The sequence below is a fragment of the Klebsiella sp. GFKo11 genome (assembly GCF_056490265.1).
In genome coordinates this window covers 1,473,250-1,496,258 of record NZ_CM151369.1, presented here as the reverse complement: position 1 = coordinate 1,496,258, position 23,009 = coordinate 1,473,250, and the positions used below count along the sequence as shown (strand labels likewise).

General features: G+C 39.1%; 25 protein-coding genes, 1 tRNA gene and 2 pseudogenes. 22 read left to right on the top strand and 6 right to left on the bottom strand.

Going from position 1 to position 23,009, the window contains the following annotated elements:
- Nucleotides 1-16 precede the first annotated feature (16 nt).
- The 12 genes from AC07P6_RS07235 (at nucleotide 17) to AC07P6_RS07180 (ending at nucleotide 8,911) form a co-directional block, all read left to right on the top strand.
- A complete protein-coding gene (locus AC07P6_RS07235) occupies nucleotides 17-325 on the top strand; it encodes a hypothetical protein (RefSeq protein ID WP_154905049.1) in 309 nt (102 codons plus the stop codon).
- Entirely contained in the window at nucleotides 318-752 is a 435-nt protein-coding gene (locus AC07P6_RS07230) for a hypothetical protein (RefSeq protein WP_154905050.1), read from the top strand. The genes AC07P6_RS07235 and AC07P6_RS07230 overlap by 8 nt, the downstream gene beginning before the upstream one ends.
- On the top strand, nucleotides 752-979 hold the full coding sequence (locus AC07P6_RS07225) for a hypothetical protein (RefSeq protein WP_154905051.1): 228 nt from the start codon (nucleotides 752-754) through the stop codon (nucleotides 977-979). The genes AC07P6_RS07230 and AC07P6_RS07225 overlap by 1 nt, the downstream gene beginning before the upstream one ends.
- Nucleotides 976-1,836: a DUF550 domain-containing protein gene (locus AC07P6_RS07220; RefSeq protein WP_370511966.1), complete on the top strand. Its 861-nt coding sequence runs from the start codon at nucleotides 976-978 to the stop codon at nucleotides 1,834-1,836. Before AC07P6_RS07225 ends, AC07P6_RS07220 begins: the two co-directional genes overlap by 4 nt.
- 1 nt (nucleotide 1,837) lies before the next feature.
- Nucleotides 1,838-2,404, top strand: coding sequence for a 3'-5' exonuclease (locus tag AC07P6_RS07215; RefSeq protein WP_154905052.1), 567 nt, complete (start codon nucleotides 1,838-1,840; stop codon nucleotides 2,402-2,404).
- Between the two features lie 42 nt (nucleotides 2,405-2,446).
- Nucleotides 2,447-2,653: an excisionase gene (locus AC07P6_RS07210; RefSeq protein WP_154905053.1), complete on the top strand. Its 207-nt coding sequence runs from the start codon at nucleotides 2,447-2,449 to the stop codon at nucleotides 2,651-2,653.
- Complete coding sequence (locus tag AC07P6_RS07205) at nucleotides 2,614-3,804, top strand: site-specific integrase (protein ID WP_154905054.1); 1,191 nt, start codon at nucleotides 2,614-2,616, stop codon at nucleotides 3,802-3,804. Before AC07P6_RS07210 ends, AC07P6_RS07205 begins: the two co-directional genes overlap by 40 nt.
- A tRNA-Leu gene (locus AC07P6_RS07200) sits at nucleotides 3,795-3,897 on the top strand. The genes AC07P6_RS07205 and AC07P6_RS07200 overlap by 10 nt, the downstream gene beginning before the upstream one ends.
- 166 nt (nucleotides 3,898-4,063) lie before the next feature.
- Entirely contained in the window at nucleotides 4,064-5,293 is a 1,230-nt protein-coding gene (locus tag AC07P6_RS07195; RefSeq protein ID WP_001384082.1) for an integrase domain-containing protein, read from the top strand.
- Between the two features lie 282 nt (nucleotides 5,294-5,575).
- Nucleotides 5,576-7,132, top strand: coding sequence for a recombinase family protein (locus tag AC07P6_RS07190; protein WP_021570914.1), 1,557 nt, complete (start codon nucleotides 5,576-5,578; stop codon nucleotides 7,130-7,132).
- A complete protein-coding gene (locus AC07P6_RS07185) occupies nucleotides 7,122-8,018 on the top strand; it encodes a ParB/RepB/Spo0J family partition protein (RefSeq protein ID WP_000936463.1) in 897 nt (298 codons plus the stop codon). Before AC07P6_RS07190 ends, AC07P6_RS07185 begins: the two co-directional genes overlap by 11 nt.
- Nucleotides 8,015-8,911 (top strand): ParB/RepB/Spo0J family partition protein, encoded by an 897-nt coding sequence (locus AC07P6_RS07180; RefSeq protein ID WP_000614786.1) that lies wholly within the window; start codon nucleotides 8,015-8,017, stop codon nucleotides 8,909-8,911. The genes AC07P6_RS07185 and AC07P6_RS07180 overlap by 4 nt, the downstream gene beginning before the upstream one ends.
- A gap of 1,052 nt (nucleotides 8,912-9,963) precedes the next feature.
- Here AC07P6_RS07180 and AC07P6_RS07175 read toward each other — a convergent pair.
- Both AC07P6_RS07175 and AC07P6_RS07170 read right to left on the bottom strand, forming a co-directional pair.
- Nucleotides 9,964-10,869: a RelA/SpoT domain-containing protein gene (locus AC07P6_RS07175; RefSeq protein WP_000282312.1), complete on the bottom strand. Its 906-nt coding sequence runs from the start codon at nucleotides 10,867-10,869 to the stop codon at nucleotides 9,964-9,966.
- Nucleotides 10,869-12,974, bottom strand: a complete 2,106-nt coding sequence (locus tag AC07P6_RS07170; RefSeq protein ID WP_478315955.1) for an NACHT domain-containing protein — start codon at nucleotides 12,972-12,974, stop codon at nucleotides 10,869-10,871. Before AC07P6_RS07170 ends, AC07P6_RS07175 begins: the two co-directional genes overlap by 1 nt.
- A gap of 655 nt (nucleotides 12,975-13,629) precedes the next feature.
- Here AC07P6_RS07170 and AC07P6_RS07165 point away from each other — a divergent pair.
- From AC07P6_RS07165 to AC07P6_RS07125, 9 genes and pseudogenes are all read left to right on the top strand, one after another.
- A pseudogene (locus AC07P6_RS07165) lies at nucleotides 13,630-13,752 on the top strand (DUF4928 family protein); the annotation flags it as partial.
- Nucleotides 13,709-14,086 (top strand): DUF4928 family protein, encoded by a 378-nt coding sequence (locus AC07P6_RS07160; RefSeq protein ID WP_306308318.1) that lies wholly within the window; start codon nucleotides 13,709-13,711, stop codon nucleotides 14,084-14,086. The pseudogene AC07P6_RS07165 and the gene AC07P6_RS07160, both read left to right, overlap by 44 nt.
- Before the next feature lie 581 nt (nucleotides 14,087-14,667).
- Complete coding sequence (locus tag AC07P6_RS07155) at nucleotides 14,668-15,108, top strand: hypothetical protein (protein ID WP_061362001.1); 441 nt, start codon at nucleotides 14,668-14,670, stop codon at nucleotides 15,106-15,108.
- A gap of 14 nt (nucleotides 15,109-15,122) precedes the next feature.
- A complete protein-coding gene (locus tag AC07P6_RS07150) occupies nucleotides 15,123-16,076 on the top strand; it encodes an ankyrin repeat domain-containing protein (protein WP_000074023.1) in 954 nt (317 codons plus the stop codon).
- A 201-nt stretch (nucleotides 16,077-16,277) separates the two neighbouring features.
- Complete coding sequence (locus tag AC07P6_RS07145; protein ID WP_001374085.1) at nucleotides 16,278-16,685, top strand: hypothetical protein; 408 nt, start codon at nucleotides 16,278-16,280, stop codon at nucleotides 16,683-16,685.
- Complete coding sequence (locus tag AC07P6_RS07140; protein ID WP_001614751.1) at nucleotides 16,682-17,905, top strand: relaxase/mobilization nuclease domain-containing protein; 1,224 nt, start codon at nucleotides 16,682-16,684, stop codon at nucleotides 17,903-17,905. Before AC07P6_RS07145 ends, AC07P6_RS07140 begins: the two co-directional genes overlap by 4 nt.
- A gap of 188 nt (nucleotides 17,906-18,093) precedes the next feature.
- On the top strand, nucleotides 18,094-18,366 hold the full coding sequence (locus tag AC07P6_RS07135) for a hypothetical protein (protein WP_000369203.1): 273 nt from the start codon (nucleotides 18,094-18,096) through the stop codon (nucleotides 18,364-18,366).
- A 49-nt stretch (nucleotides 18,367-18,415) separates the two neighbouring features.
- Complete coding sequence (locus AC07P6_RS07130; protein ID WP_193328443.1) at nucleotides 18,416-18,802, top strand: hypothetical protein; 387 nt, start codon at nucleotides 18,416-18,418, stop codon at nucleotides 18,800-18,802.
- Nucleotides 18,803-18,828: 26 nt separating this feature from the next.
- Nucleotides 18,829-19,149: a hypothetical protein gene (locus tag AC07P6_RS07125; RefSeq protein ID WP_000860556.1), complete on the top strand. Its 321-nt coding sequence runs from the start codon at nucleotides 18,829-18,831 to the stop codon at nucleotides 19,147-19,149.
- Between the two features lie 141 nt (nucleotides 19,150-19,290).
- Here AC07P6_RS07125 and AC07P6_RS07120 read toward each other — a convergent pair whose 3' ends face one another.
- Entirely contained in the window at nucleotides 19,291-19,716 is a 426-nt protein-coding gene (locus tag AC07P6_RS07120; protein WP_001274227.1) for a hypothetical protein, read from the bottom strand.
- A gap of 1,040 nt (nucleotides 19,717-20,756) precedes the next feature.
- On the opposite strand from AC07P6_RS07120, the pseudogene AC07P6_RS07115 reads away from it, so the two are divergent.
- Nucleotides 20,757-21,319: pseudogene (locus tag AC07P6_RS07115) on the top strand (helix-turn-helix domain-containing protein).
- Between the two features lie 541 nt (nucleotides 21,320-21,860).
- On the opposite strand, the gene AC07P6_RS07110 reads toward AC07P6_RS07115, so the two are convergent.
- From AC07P6_RS07110 to AC07P6_RS07100, 3 genes are all read right to left on the bottom strand, one after another.
- A complete protein-coding gene (locus AC07P6_RS07110; RefSeq protein ID WP_001572958.1) occupies nucleotides 21,861-22,136 on the bottom strand; it encodes a hypothetical protein in 276 nt (91 codons plus the stop codon).
- Nucleotides 22,137-22,384: 248 nt separating this feature from the next.
- Complete coding sequence (locus AC07P6_RS07105) at nucleotides 22,385-22,684, bottom strand: hypothetical protein (protein ID WP_000151178.1); 300 nt, start codon at nucleotides 22,682-22,684, stop codon at nucleotides 22,385-22,387.
- 20 nt (nucleotides 22,685-22,704) lie between these two features.
- Nucleotides 22,705-22,911 carry a helix-turn-helix transcriptional regulator gene (locus AC07P6_RS07100; protein WP_000795662.1) on the bottom strand — a complete coding sequence of 69 codons (207 nt, stop codon included), beginning with the start codon at nucleotides 22,909-22,911 and terminating at the stop codon, nucleotides 22,705-22,707.
- Nucleotides 22,912-23,009 lie beyond the last annotated feature (98 nt).

The window sequence follows — 23,009 nt, the reverse complement described above, 5'->3', positions numbered from 1 at the left end:
ACCTGGAGGCCCACAGATGAAAGAACTGAAATTCTACGGCAGCAGCGATGACCTCTTCGAGTGTGAAGGCGCTATACGTGAAGAAATCTGTATGTACAGCAACCCCGGCGTTTATCACCTCAAATCTGCTGAAGGCGAGATGCTGGTTATTGCCTGCTATACAGACGAAGGCTGCTGGGCACTAGGAGTCGGCCAAGTCAATGAAGATACGCCGATTCCGGCATGGCTGGCATCGTTCAGTCAGCATGAGCGCGGCTATAGCGTTGTTCTGACACTCCAGGTACCTGATGACACTGAACTGGTGCTGGAGGATAGCGATGACTGATATCACCAACTTAGTTAAGAATCTGCGCCATTGGGCAAATATGGCCTCATTGACCAGCGAACAAGTGTCCTGCTTAAGCGTTCAGCAACTCGAAACTATTGCAAGTGAGCTTCATGCAGCCCACCAGCATATCGCCGATTTGGAATCCTTCCGCACCGCCTACATGGAATGGAGCAATAAAACTGATTGGGTACGGGATGACAAGCGATTCGACATTGTGAAGCCGCTGGGGAAACATCTGGCTGATGTGCTAAAGGCGTATATCGAGCATCTGGAGTCCCGCACCGTGAAGCTGCCAGTTGAAAGATTTTGCCCTGCGGAGTACGCCGGTAGTCAACTATGGTCAGAAACTGAAGTTTGGAATAAGGCGATCACTGCATGTGCTGACGCACTTCGCGCCGCTGGCATCAAGTGGGAGGCTGAGTGATGGCCGTAACGAAAATGCTGTGCGTAAGCTCAACCAAACCGGCCTGGTTTACTCCGGGCGAAGTCTACGACTCTGAACCACGTGGCGTTGATACCTGCATTTGCGGTGACAACCTCGTTTCGGACCTCAACGCAGAAGACTGGTACGAGATGTGCCAGCGCATTGATGGCCTATGGTTCTTAATCGGTTTTCAGCAGTCAATTTTGTTCCGGGGAGCCAATCAATGACCAATAACCAGTTAACAGACCGCGTTTCCACTGAGATGCTCAAACGCTTGATTAGCCGGGCTGAGAGCGGGGACAGCTACACATTGGCAGCATTGCGTGAGCTACAGGAACGCCGCCTTATCCAGTCGTTTGCGCCTGGGACTAAGCTCTATCGCCACGCGCAGCCAGCGCCGGACCGCGACAATGTACGCCGCGAACACGCCGAGTGGTCACAGGCTACGTTCGGTAATGTCGGACCGATTGGCCCACTGAAGCATCTTAGAAGGGAGGTTCTTGAAGTCATCGCTAAGCCGCATGATCTGATTGAGTGGGCTGACATGCAATTCTTGCTGTGGGATGCGCAACGGCGTGCCGGTATCACTGACGAGCAGATTACCCAGGCGATGATCGAAAAGTTGGCGGTGAACAAACAGCGCGAATGGCCGGAGCCAAAAGACGGTGAACCGCGGTTGCACATCAAAGAGCAGCCAGCGCCAGTAGTGCGGGATGAGCGAAAATCCTTTGAGTCTTTTATGGCTGAACGATTCGGCGATTCGGTTGACCATCGGCGCGCCAAAAATGGAGACCAGGGCTATATGGCATGGGATATGGTCGTGGCGTGGATAGTATGGCAAGCCCGCGCCATGCTGCAGGCTGGCAACTCTCCGGTAATTCCGGATGGTTACGTGATGGTGCCGAAAGAGCCGACAGAGAATATGGTAATTGATGGGTTTGAATCTGCGCCTGATGAGGGCTTCAGTGAACCAGAGGTTTGGGAGGAGTATCAGAACATGAGCGGATGCCAGCAGGCTGCTCATCGGGCGCGCTTATGCTGGGCCGCGATGATTGCAGCAGCACCGAAACAGGAGAATATTTAACGTGAACAATTTAATGATCGACATCGAAACTATGGGCAATAAGCCTACTGCGCCAGTAGTCGCGATCGGGGCAGTATTCTTTGCTCCACAAACAGGAGATCTGGGCGCAGAGTTCTATATGGCCGTCAACCTCGCCAGCGCTATGGATCAGGGTGCGACTCCTGACGGTGACACCATCCTGTGGTGGCTGAAACAATCATCAGAGGCCCGTGCAGCTATTTGTACCGACGATACCAGGCACATCGCGGAAGCGCTCTCCGAGCTCAGTTCGTTTATCAGCCGCAACTCTGACAACCCGCGTTACTTGAAAGTCTGGGGCAATGGTGCCAACTTCGATAATGTGATTTTACGTTCAGCCTACGACCGCGCCGGCCAAACTTGCCCATGGCAATTCTGGAACGACAGCGACGTGCGCACCATGGTGTTGCTCGGTAAACAACTTGGTTTCGACCCCAAACGCAATATGCCATTTGATGGCGTAGCCCACAACGCATTGGCCGATGCCCGCCACCAAGCAAAATATGTATCGGCAATCTGGCAGAAACTATTGCCTTCAAGCGACGAATAATATCCCTAATCGCCCGGGTGCAGCCGGGCAATGGAGAAATCTATGCTGAGCCTCGATTGTGTTCCCATCTCAACTTATTGCAAAGAGACTGGCGAAACCCCTGATGCCATAAATAAGCGCCTTCAGCGAGGCGTATGGCGTGAAGGGGTTCAGGTGCTAAAGGTCGAAGGCGTTAAGGAAAGATGGATAGATCTTAGTGAGGTTACAAAATGGGCTCGACAAAATCGCCTAAACTCCCGCGCGGCGTAACTATAAGGAAACATAATACAGGGGAAACTATCAATATTACCTTTACCTATAAGGGGGTTAAATGCCGGGAACCTTTATCAAATCTTGAAGTTAATAGTAAAAATATTAAATACGCCGAGCGAACACTCGGCGAAATTCACAATAAAATTGAACGAGGTACATTTAACTATGGTGAGCACTTTCCCCGTTCTTCGCGGCTTAAAATATTTGGTAATGCTTCAACAGGAAAAACGGTAAAGAATTATCTCGATGAATATCTTGTTATTTGCGAAACCAGAAAATTATCTCCATCAACAATCGGTGGATATAAGAAATGTTTAAATGCTCTGTCATCACTTCACGTTTTTCCTGCTAGCGAATTAACACCAGCTGCTTTAAAAACATGGATCCAGAGTCAGAAAACGACATTAAAAACGATCAGGAACCAACTTTCATTCCTGCGCTCAGCCTTGGATGAGGCAGTGACTGATGGTGTATTGCAGATTAACCCCGTGTCACTGGTGACAGCCTCACGCTACCAGAGCAGTAAAACAGATGATGAAAGTGATTATATTGTTGATCCGCTTTCGCCGGCCGAGGTTGAAGCGCTTCTGCATGCTGCAGGTAATAAGCAGTGGGAAAACATCTTCCGCTTTGCAATTGAAACCGGGCTACGTAGTTCTGAACTCTGCGCCCTCCGTTGGCGCGATATCGACTTTATCGGCAAAACAGCGCATGTACAAAATGCCAGCGTAGTGGGGGTAATTAAGGGCACGAAAACGAAAGCTGGAACGCGTAAAGTTGAGTTAACCGAAGAAGCCTTGTATGCCCTGACTTCTCAGAAGCCTTTCACCTTTATGAAAGATGCAACGGTCTTTGAGGATCCTAAGACAGAAAAACCCTGGGCGGGTGCCGATGCGATAAGAAAAAAAGCCTGGGTACCAACTTTACGTAAAGCTGGGATCAGATACCGCAATCCATACCAGACCAGGCATACGTTCGCGACCAGACATATTAGTCGAGGCGCTAACCTGTTCTGGCTCGCATCCCAGATGGGACATAAAGGGCCAGAAATGTTGTTCAGGCATTATGGACGCTATCTGAAGGAATATGACGGCAACACTGAAAAACGACCCAAGTTGGTCAGTGGTGGAACCTCAAAGGAGCCGTAAAGGATCCGCAGCAAAACGCTAAATTTTTTTATAATTGTTTATCAATAGATTATAAATTTTCGGGCGCGGGTTCAACTCCCGCCAGCTCCACCAATTTTTGATATATTGAAGTTCAGTGAAGTCTATCAAGCCCGCATGGAACCAGCCTTGCGGGCTTTTTTACGTCTATAGTAGTCTACCGAGAATTGCTAGAATCTACTCGTTATGGCACCCTTTTTGGGACCCAACACAAAGGGTCCAAAACATGAGGGTCCCAAACATGGCAAAAATCGCTAAGAAGCTCACTGACACTGAAATCAAAAGCACCAAACCTGCCGAGAAAGAGGTTAACCTTTTTGACGGCGATGGTTTGCTCCTGCGAATCGCCCCCTTAGCGAAGGGAGGAAAGAAAAATTGGTATTTCAGATATGCAGTGCCTGTGACCAAAAAGCGAACTAAGGTGAGCTTAGGAACCTATCCTCACCTTACACTTGCGAAGGCACGAGCTTTACGTGATGAGTACTTGTCGTTGCTTGCAAATGGTATAGACCCACAAGTTCATAACACCCACAAAGCCAATGCCCTTAAGGATGCAACGGAACATACATTTCAAGCAGTAGCCAAGAAGTGGCTTGATGAGAAAGTCAAAACGTCAGGCATCTCCCAGGATCATGCTAACGACATCTGGCGAAGCCTAGAGAGAAATATCTTTCCAACGTTGGGTGATACCCCCATTAAGGAGATTCGCCCTAAAATGCTTAAACAGCATTTAGACCCCATAGAAAAACGAGGTGTCCTTGAAACACTTCGCCGCGTCATATCCCGCCTGAATGAAATTTTCCGCTATGCAGCAACAGAAGAACTCATAGAATTCAATCCGGCTGACAACCTGGGGCAACGGTTCAGCAAGCCAAAAAAACAGAATATGCCAGCATTACCCCCTTCCGAACTCCCCCGCTTCCTGGTTGCTCTAAACAATGCTTCTATCCGTTTAGAAACAAGGCTACTGATTGAGTGGCAACTTCTCACATGGGTTCGCCCTGGTGAAGCTGTTCGCACAAGATGGTCAGATATTGATATAGAAACCAGCATGTGGAACATCCCGGCGGAGTTTATGAAAATGAAGAAGCCTCACAAAGTTCCACTGAGCAAAGAATCTTTGCGAGTCTTGGATTCAATGAAAGCCATCAGCGGGCATAGAGAGTGGGTTTTTCCCAGTATCAAAGCTCCACTCAATCACATGCATGAACAAACAGCTAATGCGGCTATAATCCGTATGGGCTTCGGAGGTGAGCTTGTAGCTCATGGTATGCGATCAATCGCTAGAACGGCGGCTGAGGAGTGTGGCAAGTTTAGAACTGATGTCTTAGAAGCCGCCCTTGCCCACTCGAAAAAAGATGAAATAATTGCAGCCTACAATCGTGCAGAGTATCTCACAGAACGTGTGGTTCTCATGCAATGGTGGAGTGACTATGTTTCGTCTCAAAAATACAAAGTTATTGCCGCATAACTCTTCCATGATGGGTTAACTATCTTGATTTATTTGAAGAATTAATGATCACACCATTAACCTATGTGGACTAAGCATAGCCATTTACAAATGGGTACCTTGAGGCCACATAACGAAAGCTGTCGGTCATATCAGCTAAATAATTCACATCTCTTCTCGATTATCATACACCTCGAAGAACTACCAAATTCGCTCTAATCAATGATAAAACAGTTGAATTCGGTTAAAATTTGATCAATTTTATCCTCTACATTGTATTGAATCATCCATGAGGTTTTGTGCATGGCTAGCGGAAATGAAAAAAATCATAGAGTTAGGGTCGCACAGTACTTGAGGATGTCTACCGACCATCAGCAATATTCTTTACATAATCAGTCTGAATATATCAAAGATTATGCTGAAAAGAACAATATGGAAATCGCTTATACCTACGATGATGCAGGTAAGAGCGGAGTCAGTATCGTAGGCAGGCATTCTTTGCAGCAGTTACTTAGCGATGTAGAACAAAAGAAAATAGATATACAGGCTGTATTATTTTATGATGTGAGCCGTTTTGGTCGTTTTCAAAATAGTGATGAAGCTGCATATTATTCCTTTCTATTTGAAAGAAATGGTGTAGATCTTATATATTGTTCCGAACCTATACCCACTAAAGATTTCCCTTTAGAGTCCTCTGTTATACTGAATATAAAAAGATCAAGTGCTGCATATCACAGCAGGAATCTATCTGAAAAGGTATTTATAGGGCAAGTAAATTTAATAAAGCTTGGTTATCATCAAGGCGGTATGGCTGGTTATGGGCTGAGACGTCTTTTAGTAGACGAAAATGGCATAGCTAAAGAAATATTGAATTTCCGCAAAAGAAAGAGTATTCAAACAGATAGGGTAATATTAATTCCGGGACCAAAAAATGAAATAAAAATTGTAAATAGAATCTATGATCTCTTTATAGATAGTAACGTCCCAGAATTCATTATTGCTGAGAGATTAAATGAACAGAGCATACCTGCAGAAAATGGAACATCATGGACTCGTGCAAAAATACATCAAATTTTGACAAATGAAAAATATATTGGAAACAACATATATAACAAAACCTCATCTAAACTAAAAAGTAGGCTTGTAAAAAACCCCAAACATGAATGGATTAGATGTGACAAGGCATATAAACCAATTATTTCAAAGAAAAAATATAATAAAGCTCAAGAAATAATTCAGCTCCGATCCATTCATTTGACTAATGAAGATCTATTAGAAAAGCTAAAAGAAAAATTAGAATCTAATGGAAAACTATCAGGCTTTATCATTGATGAAGATGATACAGGCCCTTCATCTTCTGTTTATAGAACCCGATTTGGTGGTCTTTTAAGAGCATATACTTTGATTGGTTATAAGCCAGAACATGATTACAGCTATCTCCAAATAAATGAAGCACTAAGATCATTTTACTCAGAGATAATTGAGGATTTTAAGGGCGAAATATTAAAAAGTAACTGTCATATAGACGAGTATAAATATTACCCAATGCTTTACATCAATGATGAGTTTTTAATTTCCGTCCTTGTTACTAAATGCATACATATGAAATCAGGTAAACTTAGATGGAAAGTCCGGTTTGATAACTCACAGAAAGCAGACATAACAATTGTTATACGAATGAATTCACAAAATATTTCACCTCTTGATTTTTATATCATACCAAAGATTGAAAACGAATATAGTAAAATGTGTATGATGGAAACAAACAACATTCGGTTAGATCTCTATAGATTTGATAATCTTGATAAATTTCTACAAATTATTACTCGCATGAAAGTGAGGGAACTATATGCTGCCTGAAAAAAATGAATTCCCAATAATTCAAATTGAGATTGCAAAAATAAAATTTCTTAACCCACGAACAAGAAATAAGGTAGTGCATGAAGAAATAAAGGAAAGCATAAAAAAAAGAGGATTAAGCAAGCCTATAAGCGTAAGAGCTATTGATGAAGACGATTTCAAATATGCTTTAATTTGTGGTCAAGGGAGAATAGAGGCTCTTGTTGCATTAGGTGAAACTATTATTCCAGCAATTATAAGAGATGTATCAGAAGAAGATGCTTACGTTATGAGTTTAGTTGAAAACATTGCAAGGAGAAGACCACGTTCTAATGAGTTATTACAGGTGATTAAAGACATGAAAATCAGAGGACTTTCAGACTCCGAAATAAGTGAGATTACTGGATATTCATCGAACTGGGTGAGCAGTATTAATATGCTTCTTGATAAGGGAGAGCATAAACTTCTCTCAGCAGTCGAACGGGGTAATTTGCCTCTGTATCTCGCAGTGCAATTTGCAAGATGTGAAACTGAGGAAGCACAAGATATTCTTACCGAAGCATATGATAAAAAATTAATAAAAAGTCGGGACATTATAAAGATAAAATACATTCTAAATCAAAGAACAGTTGGGAATAAAGGTGCAAAAGCAGCCGGATTTTATTATCACAAACCATCAAAAAGGATGACTGCAGAGGAGTTGATTGAGCTTTATGAAAATAGTATCGCTGAACATAAATCTGTTTATAACAACTCGAAATTTATAAAAACCAATCTACTAATAATAAATGAGATTTTTAACATCATAATGATGAATAAAAGCTTTCAAAATATACTTGAACAAGAGAATCTTTCAGAACTACCATCTCAGATATTAAACCCAGTAAACAAAGAGGTATCAAAATGATTCAGATACGTTTTGGCAAAAATTTTATTTACCTGGAAACTAATAAGTTAATTCCATCTAAGGAATTATTAGAAAACGTAAAGCGAAGCCATAAATATCATCAAATAGTTACCTCTATCGAAAGCTTGGGTATTATTGAACCAATAATAGTATTCTATGACAAAGATAAAGATGTCACTAAGATACTTGATGGCCATTTAAGGGTTGAGGCTTTAAAAGACTTAGATATAGAAAAAGCTCCATGTATACTTTCGAGCATAGATGATGCTTTCACTCCTAACAAACAAGTGAATCATATAAATGTAGTTGAAGAACATAGAATGATAATTAAGTCTCTGGCAAAAGTATCAATTGAAAAACTTAGTGCTGCTTTGGGCATATCTGTTGATGCCATAAAAGATAAAGCTAATGTGATGAACGGCATAGATCCAAGTGTAATTGCGAAACTTTCTGATAAACCTATACCTAAGGCTACATTTGACGTTTTGAGGAAAATGAAGCCAATTCGTCAAATTGAAGCAGTCGGTACAATGATTAATTTTGATAATTATAGTAAAAAATTTGCAATGAGCATCTTGGATGCAACACCGTCATCGATGATAGTAAATAAAGGGAAAAACACTCCCTATAAAAAGGACATAAAAAAAACCATACTTCGTCTGGAACAAGAAATGGCAACAACTTCGGAAGAAACGAAAAAACTTCAAACCGAGTATGGTTCAGATATGTTGAAATTCGTTATAATCCAGTCATATATTAATAAATTACTTGGCAACTCTAAAGTTCTTCATTGGTTCTTAGAAAACGAGGTTGATTATCTTAATGAGTTAAAAAGAATTTCTAGAATAAATTCTTTGGATGATAAGACTCTTACTGAAAACAGCCAGTCATAGTCATGGTTTTATATAGCCTAAATAAACCAAGAAGTATACTTACACAACGACCTTCACGCCGAAGAAGCTGTCAGATACGCCAGCAACCAAAGCATTGCGTTTAAGAGTCAGTCATTGATACGAAGGGATAACTGCGTATCAGCAGCCGGACATTGAGTCGAATAAAGGCTGGTAGAGAGGGACAGTTCTGTGTCACCGGGAGATTAGTCAGAAACATCAGCGGCAGAACAGATGAACCAGCAATTGGTAGTGTACAGAAAACTCTCCAGTATATAATTATTCAACTTAACACTAAAAAAAATCACATAGTTAATATCATAATTTTTCTTTGGTCTACTTATGCGAGAGATATTGTGGCTTCAACCTGGTATTAGGAGTCGTTTCAGATAAAAGATGTTCTTCGATTCGACTGGACTTGGTAATAGCAATAAGTAATCGTGAATATTGAAGGACGAAAGGCTACTTCAAAACAAAGTAACCTTTCCAATATTCCCATATATGGGACAAGTGGCACATTAACTGCACATAGTGCAGGATACATATGACATAAAACTTTTTATTTATGGCATACATTAAAAATAACTTTTATTTTACGAATGTCAATAGGCTCTTGCTTAATACTTTTAAAATAATTAATTGATTTTTTATTATAGCTTCGCTTGTACAAGCGAAGATCCTATTGTTCTTGAATGAATAATGCCAATTATAAAAGAAGCAAGGGCTAACCCTACGAAGCCGCTGCGCTTGTTTCTTTGGGTTCCCCTTGCTTTTCTTCCCTTCGGTTAGAAAAGAAAATCCAGCCCAGTTTATCAACTATCTACAGTATTCCCACTAAAGAGTAACCGCCACTTTATACTCCGTTTGTGAGCTGAGGCTACTGTAGCATTTTTGGGTTTAAATTTTCTATCATTACCAGTTGTTGTGTCGGGATAAAAATATTTTCTCGCATCCAACCATAAAGATATCAGATTTGCTATCATCATCACTTCACATAATGAAACTTTTTAAGTAGGCCTAAAATACAAGGCCTACTTAATAGCCGGAGATAGTTATTATTTAGATGCTAAAATAGTATTTTTATTGAATTTTTCATCAGCATCTGTAAGCTTTTTCATTATTAAAGCAGGGGCTATATCCTGAAGCTCCGTAGATTTTATGAAAAAATAATTACAAAGGTAAATTATATTATTAAGATTAATTGGTATATCAATATTATAATCTAACATTAACGATAACAAACGATCTCTGTCAATTCTATAAAACTTTTTACCAAGCTCTTTCTCATTAATTATTGAAATTATCTTTTCATCAAGCTTATCGTCCATTCTCAATCTTAATTTATTTCTTAGCATAGCGGACCATGCGCTTGACTTATAATTTCTATATGCTAAATCCTCAAATAACTTCATTATTCCCCAATCAGATGTTTCCAAAGAGGCGTAAATTCCATTCAGCGCGCGACTAAGGTCATTATGCTCAACCCAATCCTCTTTGCACTTATAGCGTAGATCATGCTCAACTTCATGCCATCCTTCAGATAAAATAGTTCTAAATTGGACTTCAAAAGTAGTATCAATATAAGAATATTTCTTTAATAAGACACTATCATTTGATAATACTTCTGGTAACTTAAAGACGTAATTGCATCGAGTTGCCGCAAAGAGATTAGCCGTGGTTTCGTCTACGGTTTTAGATTCAATTTCGAATAATTTCTCCAGTGTTTTTTGAGCAATAAATAAATCATCAGGAAAATATAATATTATCCTAACCCCAAATAAGTCTTGAATTTTTTTACCATCCTCTGAGTATTTATTAGGCTCTTTTTCATATTTCTTAATTATTGAGCTTTCTGATTTTGTCCTCGAAAAAAAACGATAAAGTAATCCAATACGATTAAGTTCATCTTCTATATCTTTTTGCAAACTTTGAATAATTCGCAATTCATTTCCGTTATACATCAGAAATTCCTCCCAAGAATTGCTTTAATCTCTGATATTCTTGCCATGTTAAGTTCAAGGAACGAACGCTTGTCTGGCGTAAGTAAAAGACTGTCTTTCCTCAATTTATCTAAAGAATGGAGTATTTCACTTAACTGAAATTGATTGTTGTTAGAACATAAGCCTTTTATAGGCCGATGCTTATGATAGCTAACACTCCCTCTGGGACAGAACTTCTCTAAGATGTAAATATCACAATCTGTAATATCGTGATCATTTTCACTGTTTATCTCGACAGATTTTTTATTAATAGCATCATTGTCACATTCACATCCCAAAAAATAAATATCTTCCCTACCACTTAATTCGTTAAAACTACAATCTATAAAAGAACAGTTCACGAATGTAACGTTTTTATAATTACCACAGGTAAATATGCTGCTAAAAAACGAACAATCAACAAAGATAGTATCATGTATTATATTTATATCGCCTAAAGAAAGTTTTGATATAGACAATTGCTCAACACTATCATTTTTTAAATCTAATGGAACTTTTCCTATAAGCAAATGACTATAAAGGATTTTATCATTACCTGACATAAAATATAAAGCAAACTCTAAGCTATGCCAAAGTAATTCTTTTTCATCATCGATCCTCGGCATATAAGATTGCACTGCTGGTTCTATAAAACGTTTATCACCAATCCATTCATTTGACTTATCATTAATAATATTTTCAGAAACAAAATTACCAAGAACAAATTCATTAACAAATCCAATACCTTGGTTTTCTGAGCCTGACCGATCTAATAGAGCATGCGATGCTAATTTATTAACTAATTCGTCAGTAGTTGGTCTTTCATCTACAGTATAAAGCTTTCTTGTAGCCTCCAAGAGTTGTTGATTCTTTTCAGTTATGACTAACGATATATACTCTCTAGACTCAGATGTGTAGTTACCCTCGACCATGTCGTCAGCTATTATTTTTAGTATAGTATATTGATCTTCAATAGACATTAATAAATCTTGTCTTTTTCTTTCTCGCTCAAGCATTGAATCAAAATACTTCCTCACTATAGTTGTTGGGTCGCTTATAACTTTATTAAAGTCGGTGTCGTCGATGCATCTTAGAAATGATAGCAGTACAGGGTTTGATAATTTGTTAAGAGGAAATCCTGTCGATGAAATTTCATCTAAACGTTGACCTGGAAGCCAGTCTTCAATTTGTGGTTCATGAATTCTTATTCTTATCACATCAAAATCTTCTTGATGTGATGCTATCCACTGATGGAATTCATCTCCGTCAAATATAGCTGTTCTTCGAGTTGTCAAAACCACTTTTGCACTATCAGTTAGAAGCTCACTTATTGTTTCCAGCATTGGCTCTGTTTTTTCATAATTATTTTCAATTCCGTTTGTACTTTCATGCAATAGTTCATCAAACCCGTCAAGTATAACTGGTACATTTCCTGCTCTTATTTCATTCCTTACTAAGGCTGAGCTTAACAAAGGAAAACTTCTATCAATTTCATCTAATAGTACATACCTGAATATTTTTGCTTGCCTATTCCTTGATAGTTCTGAAAATAATGGTATTTTCCCTATATTGTTAACTATAATCTCCCTCAATAATTCATACGCCGTGCAAGTCTTTCCAAAACCGGCTGCAGCCTCAATCAAAAACAGAATTGGACGCCTATGTTGTATTCTCTCTAATATTTCCGTAACAACATTAGCTTCGCCAATAACACCATTTAAGTAATATTTTGAATTTATGTAGGAATAAGTTGCAGTAGGTGAGTGAATTTTTACAATTGAATCTGTGAAAGTATTATAATCTTTAATCAACCTTTCTTTAGTTGAATCGACGCTAAAGAAGCCATTAAATAATTCCTTATGTGCTTCTTCATAAGACTGATATTTTTTAATTTGACATGCATAACCTAACTGCCTATATTCTTCAAAGGTTTGATTTACATTAACCTCATTATTTAGTGGAAGTATGTCCGCGTTATGGTAGTGCCCTGTTTTAATAGAATATACAGCAATACTTTCGTTACCTGTATTTTCTTCAGTAAAACCAAACCTTTTATATATCTCTGTAAGTTTGCTTTTTCGTAACATTAAACTCACCTCCTGATATTTTTCGCAATGATGCTATAGTCGCTGTATGAACTTTTAATATAATATTACAAAAACCATCTACATAGCTACCGCCTAAGCAATAATAGCTATGTAGAGATTATCTGTAAGAGAACAGTTCAACGGTTACGTGCACGTTATGACATCGTTCTAACTTCATGGGGTGCTCAGTAACAGAACTTTTAAGCCATTCTTGCTCGCTGAACATGCAGTCATACCTATCACAAGCAGTACAACCATTACTTAGCAGACCTCTGCTTCTTGTTCCAAAAGGAACGTAAACCAGATGTTAGAGTTAACAAAACTGAAAGCCACTGCCCCCCAAATCTCCGAGTCAAACATTAGAGACTTTAAGTGAGCTCAGCCCAGATTATGCATTCTAATCAATTTCCAAATAATCAATCGGGCTAAGCCGTGGTGGTCATCGCGCCAATCCCCATAATGAAGGATACATCTTGGCTGTATCATCTTCCTTACAGCTGCGTTTCAACATGTGCTGAACAACACTCAAGTTAATGTAAATGAGCCAGTGAATACAACATCTGTTTCAAATCACTTTGAAGTTTTCTTCACTTAATGTGTACGCCAAAATTATCCGGATAAACATAGAGTAACGGTCGACCGGGATTACAATCAACCAGTTTCATCTCTAGTAAGCGATATTCTTAAGGCGGCAGCGGAATGTTCTGACAACCCCACTGAGGCGGTGCTACAGAATCTTATCGAAGCCAAACATCAGCTACGTTTCCCTAGATGTTAAAATCAGTAGTCGCAGGGCCAATGCTAATGATCCACACATTGACCGTGAAGGGGCCTTTCAGGTGGGTACGACTGCATTCCAAGTGACCACCGCACCTATGGAGAAATTGATTTCACACTGTATCAAAATCAAACGCGCAGGCTACAGGCCGGTCATCCTAACTCTTGAAAGCAAGGTCATTGCAGCACGCCAGCTGGCTGATAACGTTGGTATGTCTGAACTGATAGCCATCCAGGCAGCTGAAACTTTCATTGGTAACAATATTGAAGAGATTGCTATTTATGACGGCGATAAAATCCGTGAGAGTCTCGCAAGATTGATACATCTCTTATGATTGATGAGCCTCTTGGATCGTTAACTTACTGACCGACTCCTGAAATACATAGAGCTCAGTAAGCTTAACGAGTCGCTTTTTTCCACCATACCTAAGCCCCAAAACTAAAGCACTACGGCTTGATTGGGCTGGCGTAAGTCTGCACACCGAGCCTTTTGCACTATAAATTTCTCAGAATATATAACCAATATGTCAGTAAAGGTTTAAAGTGAATGATTCGTTTTGGCAGGATACTTACGATTATCACAACACTATCACATATTGTGTCTCACACACAAAGTTGAAAATCAAAACAGAAGTAAAAGATATAATATTCCCCTGCTAAAATACGATTCACTTCAAACATTTAATATTAATGGGATATATTTCCCCCTAAGCAATGGGGAAAAACGCCCATCAATCAACCATGAAATAAAAATAGCACTTTTTGCAAACTATGAATTTATTTATATAAAACATCACATTAAATTAGTTTATTCAAAAGAAAACGCTTGCTTATTTTTTATTATTAAAAATAAATTTGATTTTTATTTATTTGATAATATACATTCATTTCATCAAAATAATAAAGGAGAATAAAAATGAAAAAACAAAACTATTCAACCCTGACAAGTTACCTATCTAAAACAAAAAAGAATACAGATCTCTACCGTCTGTATAACCCTCACTTTTCAATATTCTGTAAAAATAGCATTGAAGATCATGTTTTTTATCTTAATTATTTTTCCAGACATATGGTGACGGAAAGAAATATTCTGACCATATTTGCTATCCATACCTTTTTCTCTTATAGCATGGAAAAAAAAGACACCATAAAAGCTTTTACCCGTTTTCTTAAAGAGGAGAATCACGATACTTTCTATCAGTCATTTTCTTTTCGTGGCTGCAATATCATTTACACAAACAAAAAAGGCGAAGTGAAAGAGATCTCATGGTTTTCTTTTTCACGGATCTATGACGAGATCGTTAAGATAAAAGAATATGAATACAACAATAATACCTGGCACAAAACGACCGCTTAAAAAGGAGAACGCCCATGAGTAACTATACAGAAGATAATTTATTTGACAGCAAAACTAAAAAAGACGTCCAGAATTGCATTGCTGCAGGCATTGACATTAACACACTTAATGAACACGGTGAAAACGCCCTTTTCGGTTGCGACAGTATCGGGGCTTTAAAAGCCATGATTGAAGCAGGCATAGCGCTGAACCATACAGATTGTTATGGTAATAATGCCCTGTTTAGCAGAAAAAGCCCACGTGCAGTGAGGCTATTGATAAAGTCAGGTATTAACGTTCACCACAAAAATAATAAAGGCCAGTCCTGTCTTCACTGGCAGCGCTACGCCATAGATTGTGCGGAACTCCTCATAAACGCGGGCATTGATATCCACAGCACAGATAACGAAGGACAAACGCTTCTTTATGACCTCCTCGATCATGACGTCTTTGATTACTGGGTAAATAAAGGGTGTGACATAAACCACAGAGATTATGGTGGCAAAGCGGTGCTGGATCTTCCGACTGACAACGAGTGGTGGATATATGATTTCAGTATTAATGCCCTCAAACGCCATGTTGATAGAATAGACAGCACGCCAGTATTATTTAAACATGTTTCAACTGAGGCTTTGCCTCTAATTGCTTTGCTTCATGAAAAAGGGCGTAATATCCTTATCGCTGAACACTGTTCCTTCGCATTATATGTCAAAAACATGAAGTACTTCTTTACCTCACTGAAAAAATATACCGATATCAGTCATGTTCAGTTTTATAATTGTTATCATGATAAACATATTGGTATCTACACCGGCATAGAAAGTGTGAAATGGTTCATTCGAAATGGTATCCGAATGGACGACGATATACTCAGACAGCGTTCTGACTCCGATAAGATTTTTTCTTATATCGCAGCAAGAGAGAAAAAAGACCTGTTAAAAGAAATGAAGCCAGAGATCCCCCGTTCATCTGTACGAAAAAGACTCTAAAACTCTGGAGTAAACAACCCTTTTCTTAGTCTGCAAGGATTCATTTAATGACCATTAATCTGATATGTCCTCGTGGGTATACTATTTGTCAAATGGTATACCTTTTTTAATCCAGATAATTAAATTATTTATCCCGTAACAACTTGACTTATTCATTTCATCGGTTATCTGTAGTAATAAACATGAAATAAAAGGATAACTATGAACAGTGACATGAGTAATGATGATGATATAACCAGAGTATCAAAACGCGGTAAATTCCATACTGACAAATTTCCTGAGAATGAAATACGACATCACTGCATCAGTGTCAGATTAAATGAAGAAGAATTAATTATTCTCGACAGTAAAAGAGGTCAGTATAAAAAAGGAGAATGGCTCAGGATGGCTTCCCTGAATAAACTCCCGCCGGTTCTGCCAGAAATCAATCGTGAAGCATGGATAAAACTTGGCAGCCTTTCACAGGATTTAAACTACCTGTTGAGTCATCTCGACAGCAAAAGCCCTGACAGCGAACTGACCCGTACAGAACTCTTCGCCCTGCGCAGACAAATCAAAACTCTCAGGGATCACCTTATTCCCTCAACATTTCTGGAGTCAGACCCATGAAAGGCATGCAGAAAATAAAAAGGGGTAAACAATTCACAGGTGTGGTTATTTATAGCCTGAAGTCAGGTTCTCACCACAAAATCACGCCTTATGTCATCGGTGGCAACATGACGGGCAGCACTGCTGCTGAGCTTATAAGTGAATTTGAAGGCACCCGACTGCTGCGTCCCGATGTCGCCAAACCTGTCTGGCATAATTCACTTCGCCTGCCAAAGGGTGAGAAACTGTCAAACAGACAGTGGGCAGCATTCGCTGACGATTATATGGCCCGAATGGGCTTCACTGACACCCATCTTCGCTGCTATATCATGCACGATGATCCGGATGGGCAGCATATTCATATCATTGCAAGTCGTATTAACATGGTCGGTGGAAAACTGTACCTGGGGAAAAATGAAAATCTTATCGGCACACGGATTATCAGTGAGCTGGAGAGAGTACACGGCCTCACCGAAACTACGGGTGTAACCGGCAGTAGCCGCCAGGATAAAAGGAAGCCTTCCCGTAATGAACTGATGATGGCAGAACGCACAGCAGCTCCCTGCCCTAAGTCACTGTTGCAGGCCCTGCTCGACAATGCATTAACACACCATCCCGATTTACTAACCTTTGTTCGCTTACTGGAACAGGAAGGAGTGACCTGCAAACCCAATATCGCCACTACGGGTAAAATGAGTGGATTTTCATTTCAATACCAGGGTATTGCCTTTAAAGCATCTCAGTTGGGTAAAAAATATGGCTGGTCTTCCCTGCAAGCACTGATTGATTTTACGCCTGAGCATCTGAGTTTACTGAAAGAAGCCCAGAGGCCAATAGAACCTACAACCGCGCCAGTGCCAGTGCCAGTGCCAGTGCCAGTGCCATCATGCGAGTCTGAAGAGCAGGCTGCAAACCGGGAAACGATTCTGGAGAAAATCCATCAGCTTGAAGAAAAAATTCGTCTGGAAAGACAACAGGAGACAGTGGGTATCATCCAGCTCAGGAGCAATCTGCACAATACAGCTCGTCAGATACCCCGCCAGCGTCGTCTGTATTCATGGCTTGTATTGCTCGTCCATATTGTGGCACTTCTCAGGCGCAGAGGCATGTCTCTGTTACATGCCACTGCACATCCTTTCCACCAAATCCTCCACCTACATATTCTGACACCCTGTCATCCCATGACAACAAATACCAATAAAGAACAATCATTTAAAAACAACAACCATCCTGCACCATAAGTTAGCTAGTCCATACTTTAGTGATAGTCAATAAGATATCGATCGTTTTTATAGATCGATAATCTAGTTATAATAGATATAACCTATCACCTGAGATCCATCGATCGGTACAAGCAATTTTACTAAAGCAGTTCATTCATCGAAAATGTTCAAAAATACATCACCTTAAATCAGGCTACGGAGTCATGATGGATAATAAAACGATTAGCTGCCCTTTCTGCTTTACACAAAGCCCACACGGTGTGCGGGTTTGCAAAGGTTGCCATGCAAAAGTGGCCTATGGTGAAAGTCCACTCAGTGTGGCATTCCTGTTTCAATTCGTGGCATTAGCTCTCGCCTGGTTAGTGTTTTCATTGACCGGCAGCACTCCTGCCTCAGTCATTACGTTTTTTGCCAGCGTCATTATTCTTATCTGCATTATTAAAAAGAAATATGCAGACAGAGTTGTTTTTATAAGATGATATTAATTTCACACCACCGCAAACATAAAAAATTAATATGAGAAAACTTATGAACAGATTCATGATTTCTGTGTTTTTTATTTCTTCTTTACTTATTTCTGGCTGTTCAACATCAGGCAACCAGCATCTAAAAAAAGAAACATCACAAAGTCTGCAGTCGAAAATCATCAAAAATAAAACAACGAAATCAGAAATCATTACCGCATTCGGTCAGCCCGAAACCAAAACTACACTTGATAGTGGCAATGAACAATGGACTTATTCGATGGACAACAATCAGTTTGATGCCACCACATTCATTCCCGTGATTGGACTGCTGACCGGGGGTTCACAGACGCAGGCCAAAACGCTGGAAATCGAATTTAAAGGCGAAACCGTCAGCAAGTGGACGTTCTCTGAAAACAACAACAAGATGAAAACCGGCCTTTTTCAATAACGTACTCTACCGTCTGGGATTATTTTATGAAAACATATGCATTTACCACACTCATTGCGTCCATTTTTTTGCTGACCGGCTGCACCAGTGAACCGTCTGAGCAGGATATTTACACTGCGATGAATAAGGTCGTGGAGCAGACGAATGCCATCGTTAAATCCATAGCGAGAAACGATATCACGCCTGACATGCTGCGGAAGTTAAAATCAGTCAAAAAACACGACTGCGAAAAACTATCGGATAAAAGCTATAAATGCAATGTAACAGCTGTTGTCGATAACGAAAAACGCACAGCGGCTGTCAAGCTGGTCAAAACAGATGATGGCTGGCAGGTCGTTGATAAGTAAGACCACAATAAAATAATCCCGCCAGGCAGGACACCAAATCGGTGGATCCTGCCTTTTTAATGCCCGGTAATATCTTGCGGGAAACGACTGCTTTTATGTCACTCTGCCATACTCTGCCTTGTCCGGCGCATTTCCGATGCCTCACAGTCTTTTCCTGACCACGGATCCTGGTGGTGTATAAGCCAGAGAACGTGCAATGCGTTTCTTTTCATACTGTGCCAGTAAATCAGCATAAATGTGCTCTGCTTCATCCAGATTGCCTGAAATATAATTCACGAGCGAATTCAGGCAATGCAGCAATGTGTCACTGTTTGCGAGTTGCCTGAGCAGAGGGGTCTTCAGGGTAGAAACGACACCCATAAACATCTGCATGATATTATCAACGTGATAACACGAATTGCGATATTGCGCCCGTGAATAAAAATACTTCAGATGATATCCGGCGAAGAGAACATAAAGTTTTTTATAAAAGACATTGTTATTAACGCCGTTGTGATTATGGGTTATAAATTTATCAACAACATGTATAAATTTTTCCTCCTGAGATAACACATTAATAGCACTCATAATTTCCTCCATTATTTTGTTTTTATAATTAAGTACTATCATCTTAAAAATTAAAATCAATAGCAAAATAAAAATATTTTATTATTCATATATATTTTATTCCTCATAAATACAAATAGCTTTTACTGTGCTAAAGTTGTGTCTTCCCGATTGTATTGTTTTTTCATATATCAATTATCTGAGTTATTTCCCTATTGCAGATAAGAAACCCACAGGAATATTTTTTGAGAGCGTGCTACGCACTGGCTTACGCCCCGACTACCTATAAATGTTAATTATTTTTACCAAACAGTTGAAAAACTTAATTTTGTCTCCCTGGCAGCGCCTCTGAGTGCCCGCAGCACTCACTCGCTGAAGCAGAAAGGGTTTTTCCGAAGGGTCCCGGCGTGAGCCGTAGTCAGCAAACGGGTAAATCATGTATCTGTGTTCGCTTTCCCGATCAACTTAGCCTCCTGATTTTTTTTTTGCGCGAAGCGTATTTGTGCTGACAGCTAACCCCATTTTTCTGAACTTCTGCACGAAGCGTATTTTTAATGACAGTAAACCTAAATACTGTGAACTCGTGCGCGAAGCGTATTTATACTGACTGAAAACACTATAGTGATGTTCTGAAGCCCAATGGGGCGTAACACACAGTTGCGCAGGCTTCAATTTACAAATGATATTATTTAAGAAAAGCAATAATAAAAATGTTTTCATCAGGTACACCAAGGCCTTGAGTATCGATCAAATGCAAAACTGTGGTTTCTTATTTCTTTATCACTCTTTTATCTTGCAGATCAAAATCAAAAATTATCTAATAAAATCATATGATTATACAAAATATGCCGTTGTTAATTTCAGCACCAAAAATTATCAATCACATAACAGGTGATGGTTAAATTTAGCACCCCTCGTTTCAAATTTTACAACCTATTACCACCACCAAAGAACGGATAAAAAATTCAAATAAGATATAATTAAAATAATATCATCAAAACCATTGACAAATAAATTAAATATGCCATGTCTGTAATCACAACAATAAAAAAGGAGCCATTATGTCAATCACAAGTGTTGTATTAACTAAAGAACAAAAATCCATTATTGCAGAAGCATTAGAGGTTATGCCCGAAGATCTAGAAGAAATAAAAATTAAAGCAACCAGCTATAAAAAGACGTCCTTCAAGGACGATTTCTCAATGGTATTTAAAGGTAATATGGCGACACTCGCCAGAATGGATTTGACGCCTACAGCATTTAGAATTGTGATTTATCTCTTCTCAGCCATTGATTACGGTAATATTATTCCTGATTTTTCACAGTCACGTACTGCCAAAGAGCTTGGGCTGAATAAATCAAATGTTTCACGTGCATTCAAAGAGTTATTTGGAAAAAAATACTTATTCGTGACACCATAGATAATCAGGTATATCTGAATTCAAACTTGTGCGTTAAGGGAATTCCTCGTCGTTTCAATGAAGATCTGATGGATAAATTCAGAAAATCCAGACTGGAGACAGAAGATTTTGCCAATTCGTTTAATTTTTATCGTGCCGGGAGTAAAACAAAATCAGTTAAAAACTCCAGAAGACGAAATCCTGCAGACGGCATTCCATTTTAAAAACATTACAGCGTGGTAATTTTCTCCACGCGAGTGATAACATTAACAAAAAAACGATACCTTTATGCAAAAAAGACTCTCCACTTACTTTCAAAATAATCAATCATCAGTTGAAAGTCATAATCTTAACACTACTATTCACAATGTATTCTGGTTGCTTACATTAATCGCGTCGTATAAGCCAGATAAGAGCATTGTTTACCTAATTTTTCATCGTGTTACGCCCATAGCACAGCAAGAAGGGATACATATTACACCCACTCAATTTTATCAGGCTATCACAGAACTGATTGATGCGAGTGTTACTATACCTACTGAGTTTAAATACCAACACCATTTAAATCCTGTATTTTTCAGCTCTTTTAAATAAAAAAGAGCATAATATTAAAATTCAGGATAACCTATATCCTATAATGTTTACTATAGAAAACCAGATGACCACTATCAAAAGCACATAATTTTCATGTATCATTATCTGTTGAATTAAAATAAGAAGGTACAGACTTGTGCTGTCTGTACCCATGATAATTTATTACAGCCTTTACATCTTTTTATCTGCATTATTATTTCTGATACTATTTTTTTCATAGACAAGCTGCTCAATACACATTCGTACTTCATCATTAATCGTAATATCTGTACTACCATTGACCACTATAGAAAACAATAAATAAAGAAAGACGTGCTCGAACTCTATCTCTTGGACTAGATCTACATAATTACGATAGGATTCAATAGCCTCATAAAAGCTATTCGGTGAAGTCGCAAACGCACATACAAAATCTTTATCTTCTGGTACTATGATTGAATTATTCATTTTAACTTTCCTATACTTATTAATATGAAATGTCATGGTAAAAATCCCGTCATAATTTTCACCAATGGCTATTATTATTACTTCTTAATACTAAAAACCGTCCTAACACTATTAATATTATGCACACCCAACCCACCTAAAACCATCTCACTGCCTTGCAAAAGAACGGTCATAAAAATAATGCAAGTTATTCTTTAACGTTTTAATCTAAAATATGCAGCAAAACTTTGCATTGCCATATGAATTTCTTAATCCAATAAATATTCAATTATCCGCTTCGCCAAGAGTTTCATTTCATCAGGGCATTTAATTAGCGAAAACCAAGTCTCGTAAACATATATTTGTTTGGAAGCATTAAGCTCTGAGATCGCGTCTAAAGGTTGTATCAAATTTCCGACAAGATACTGACTGAGCCAATATATTATTTCTTTATTAAACTCGTTATTGGGTAAATTATAAATCGATTCAGGCTCGAAAATTTTAAAGAATAGTTCCTGGCCCAGATTACACATATGGTTTTCTTCATTCACAAATTCTTCGATAGTCATAAAATCTCTCCTAAATTCAATTAAGCAACATTATTTCGACTTGTTTCGATAACAGACTGAATCCAGCTATCAATCTCACTTTCAACGAAAGCTATTGCACGACTTCCAATTTTGACAGGAGCAGGAAACTTGCCATCGTTGATCAGACGATAGATCCAGGCTTTTCCGTAGCCAGTTCGTTCGAGAACTTCTGGTAAGCGTATGAGGCGGGTTGCTTGATTTTTCATTTCGTTATCCCTTGTCGTTGCGGTGAAGTCACTATACGAGCAGTTGGGAAAAGAAAGGAGCGAAGCTCCTGAAGCGGAGGTTCTTCGCTGCTGTGCAG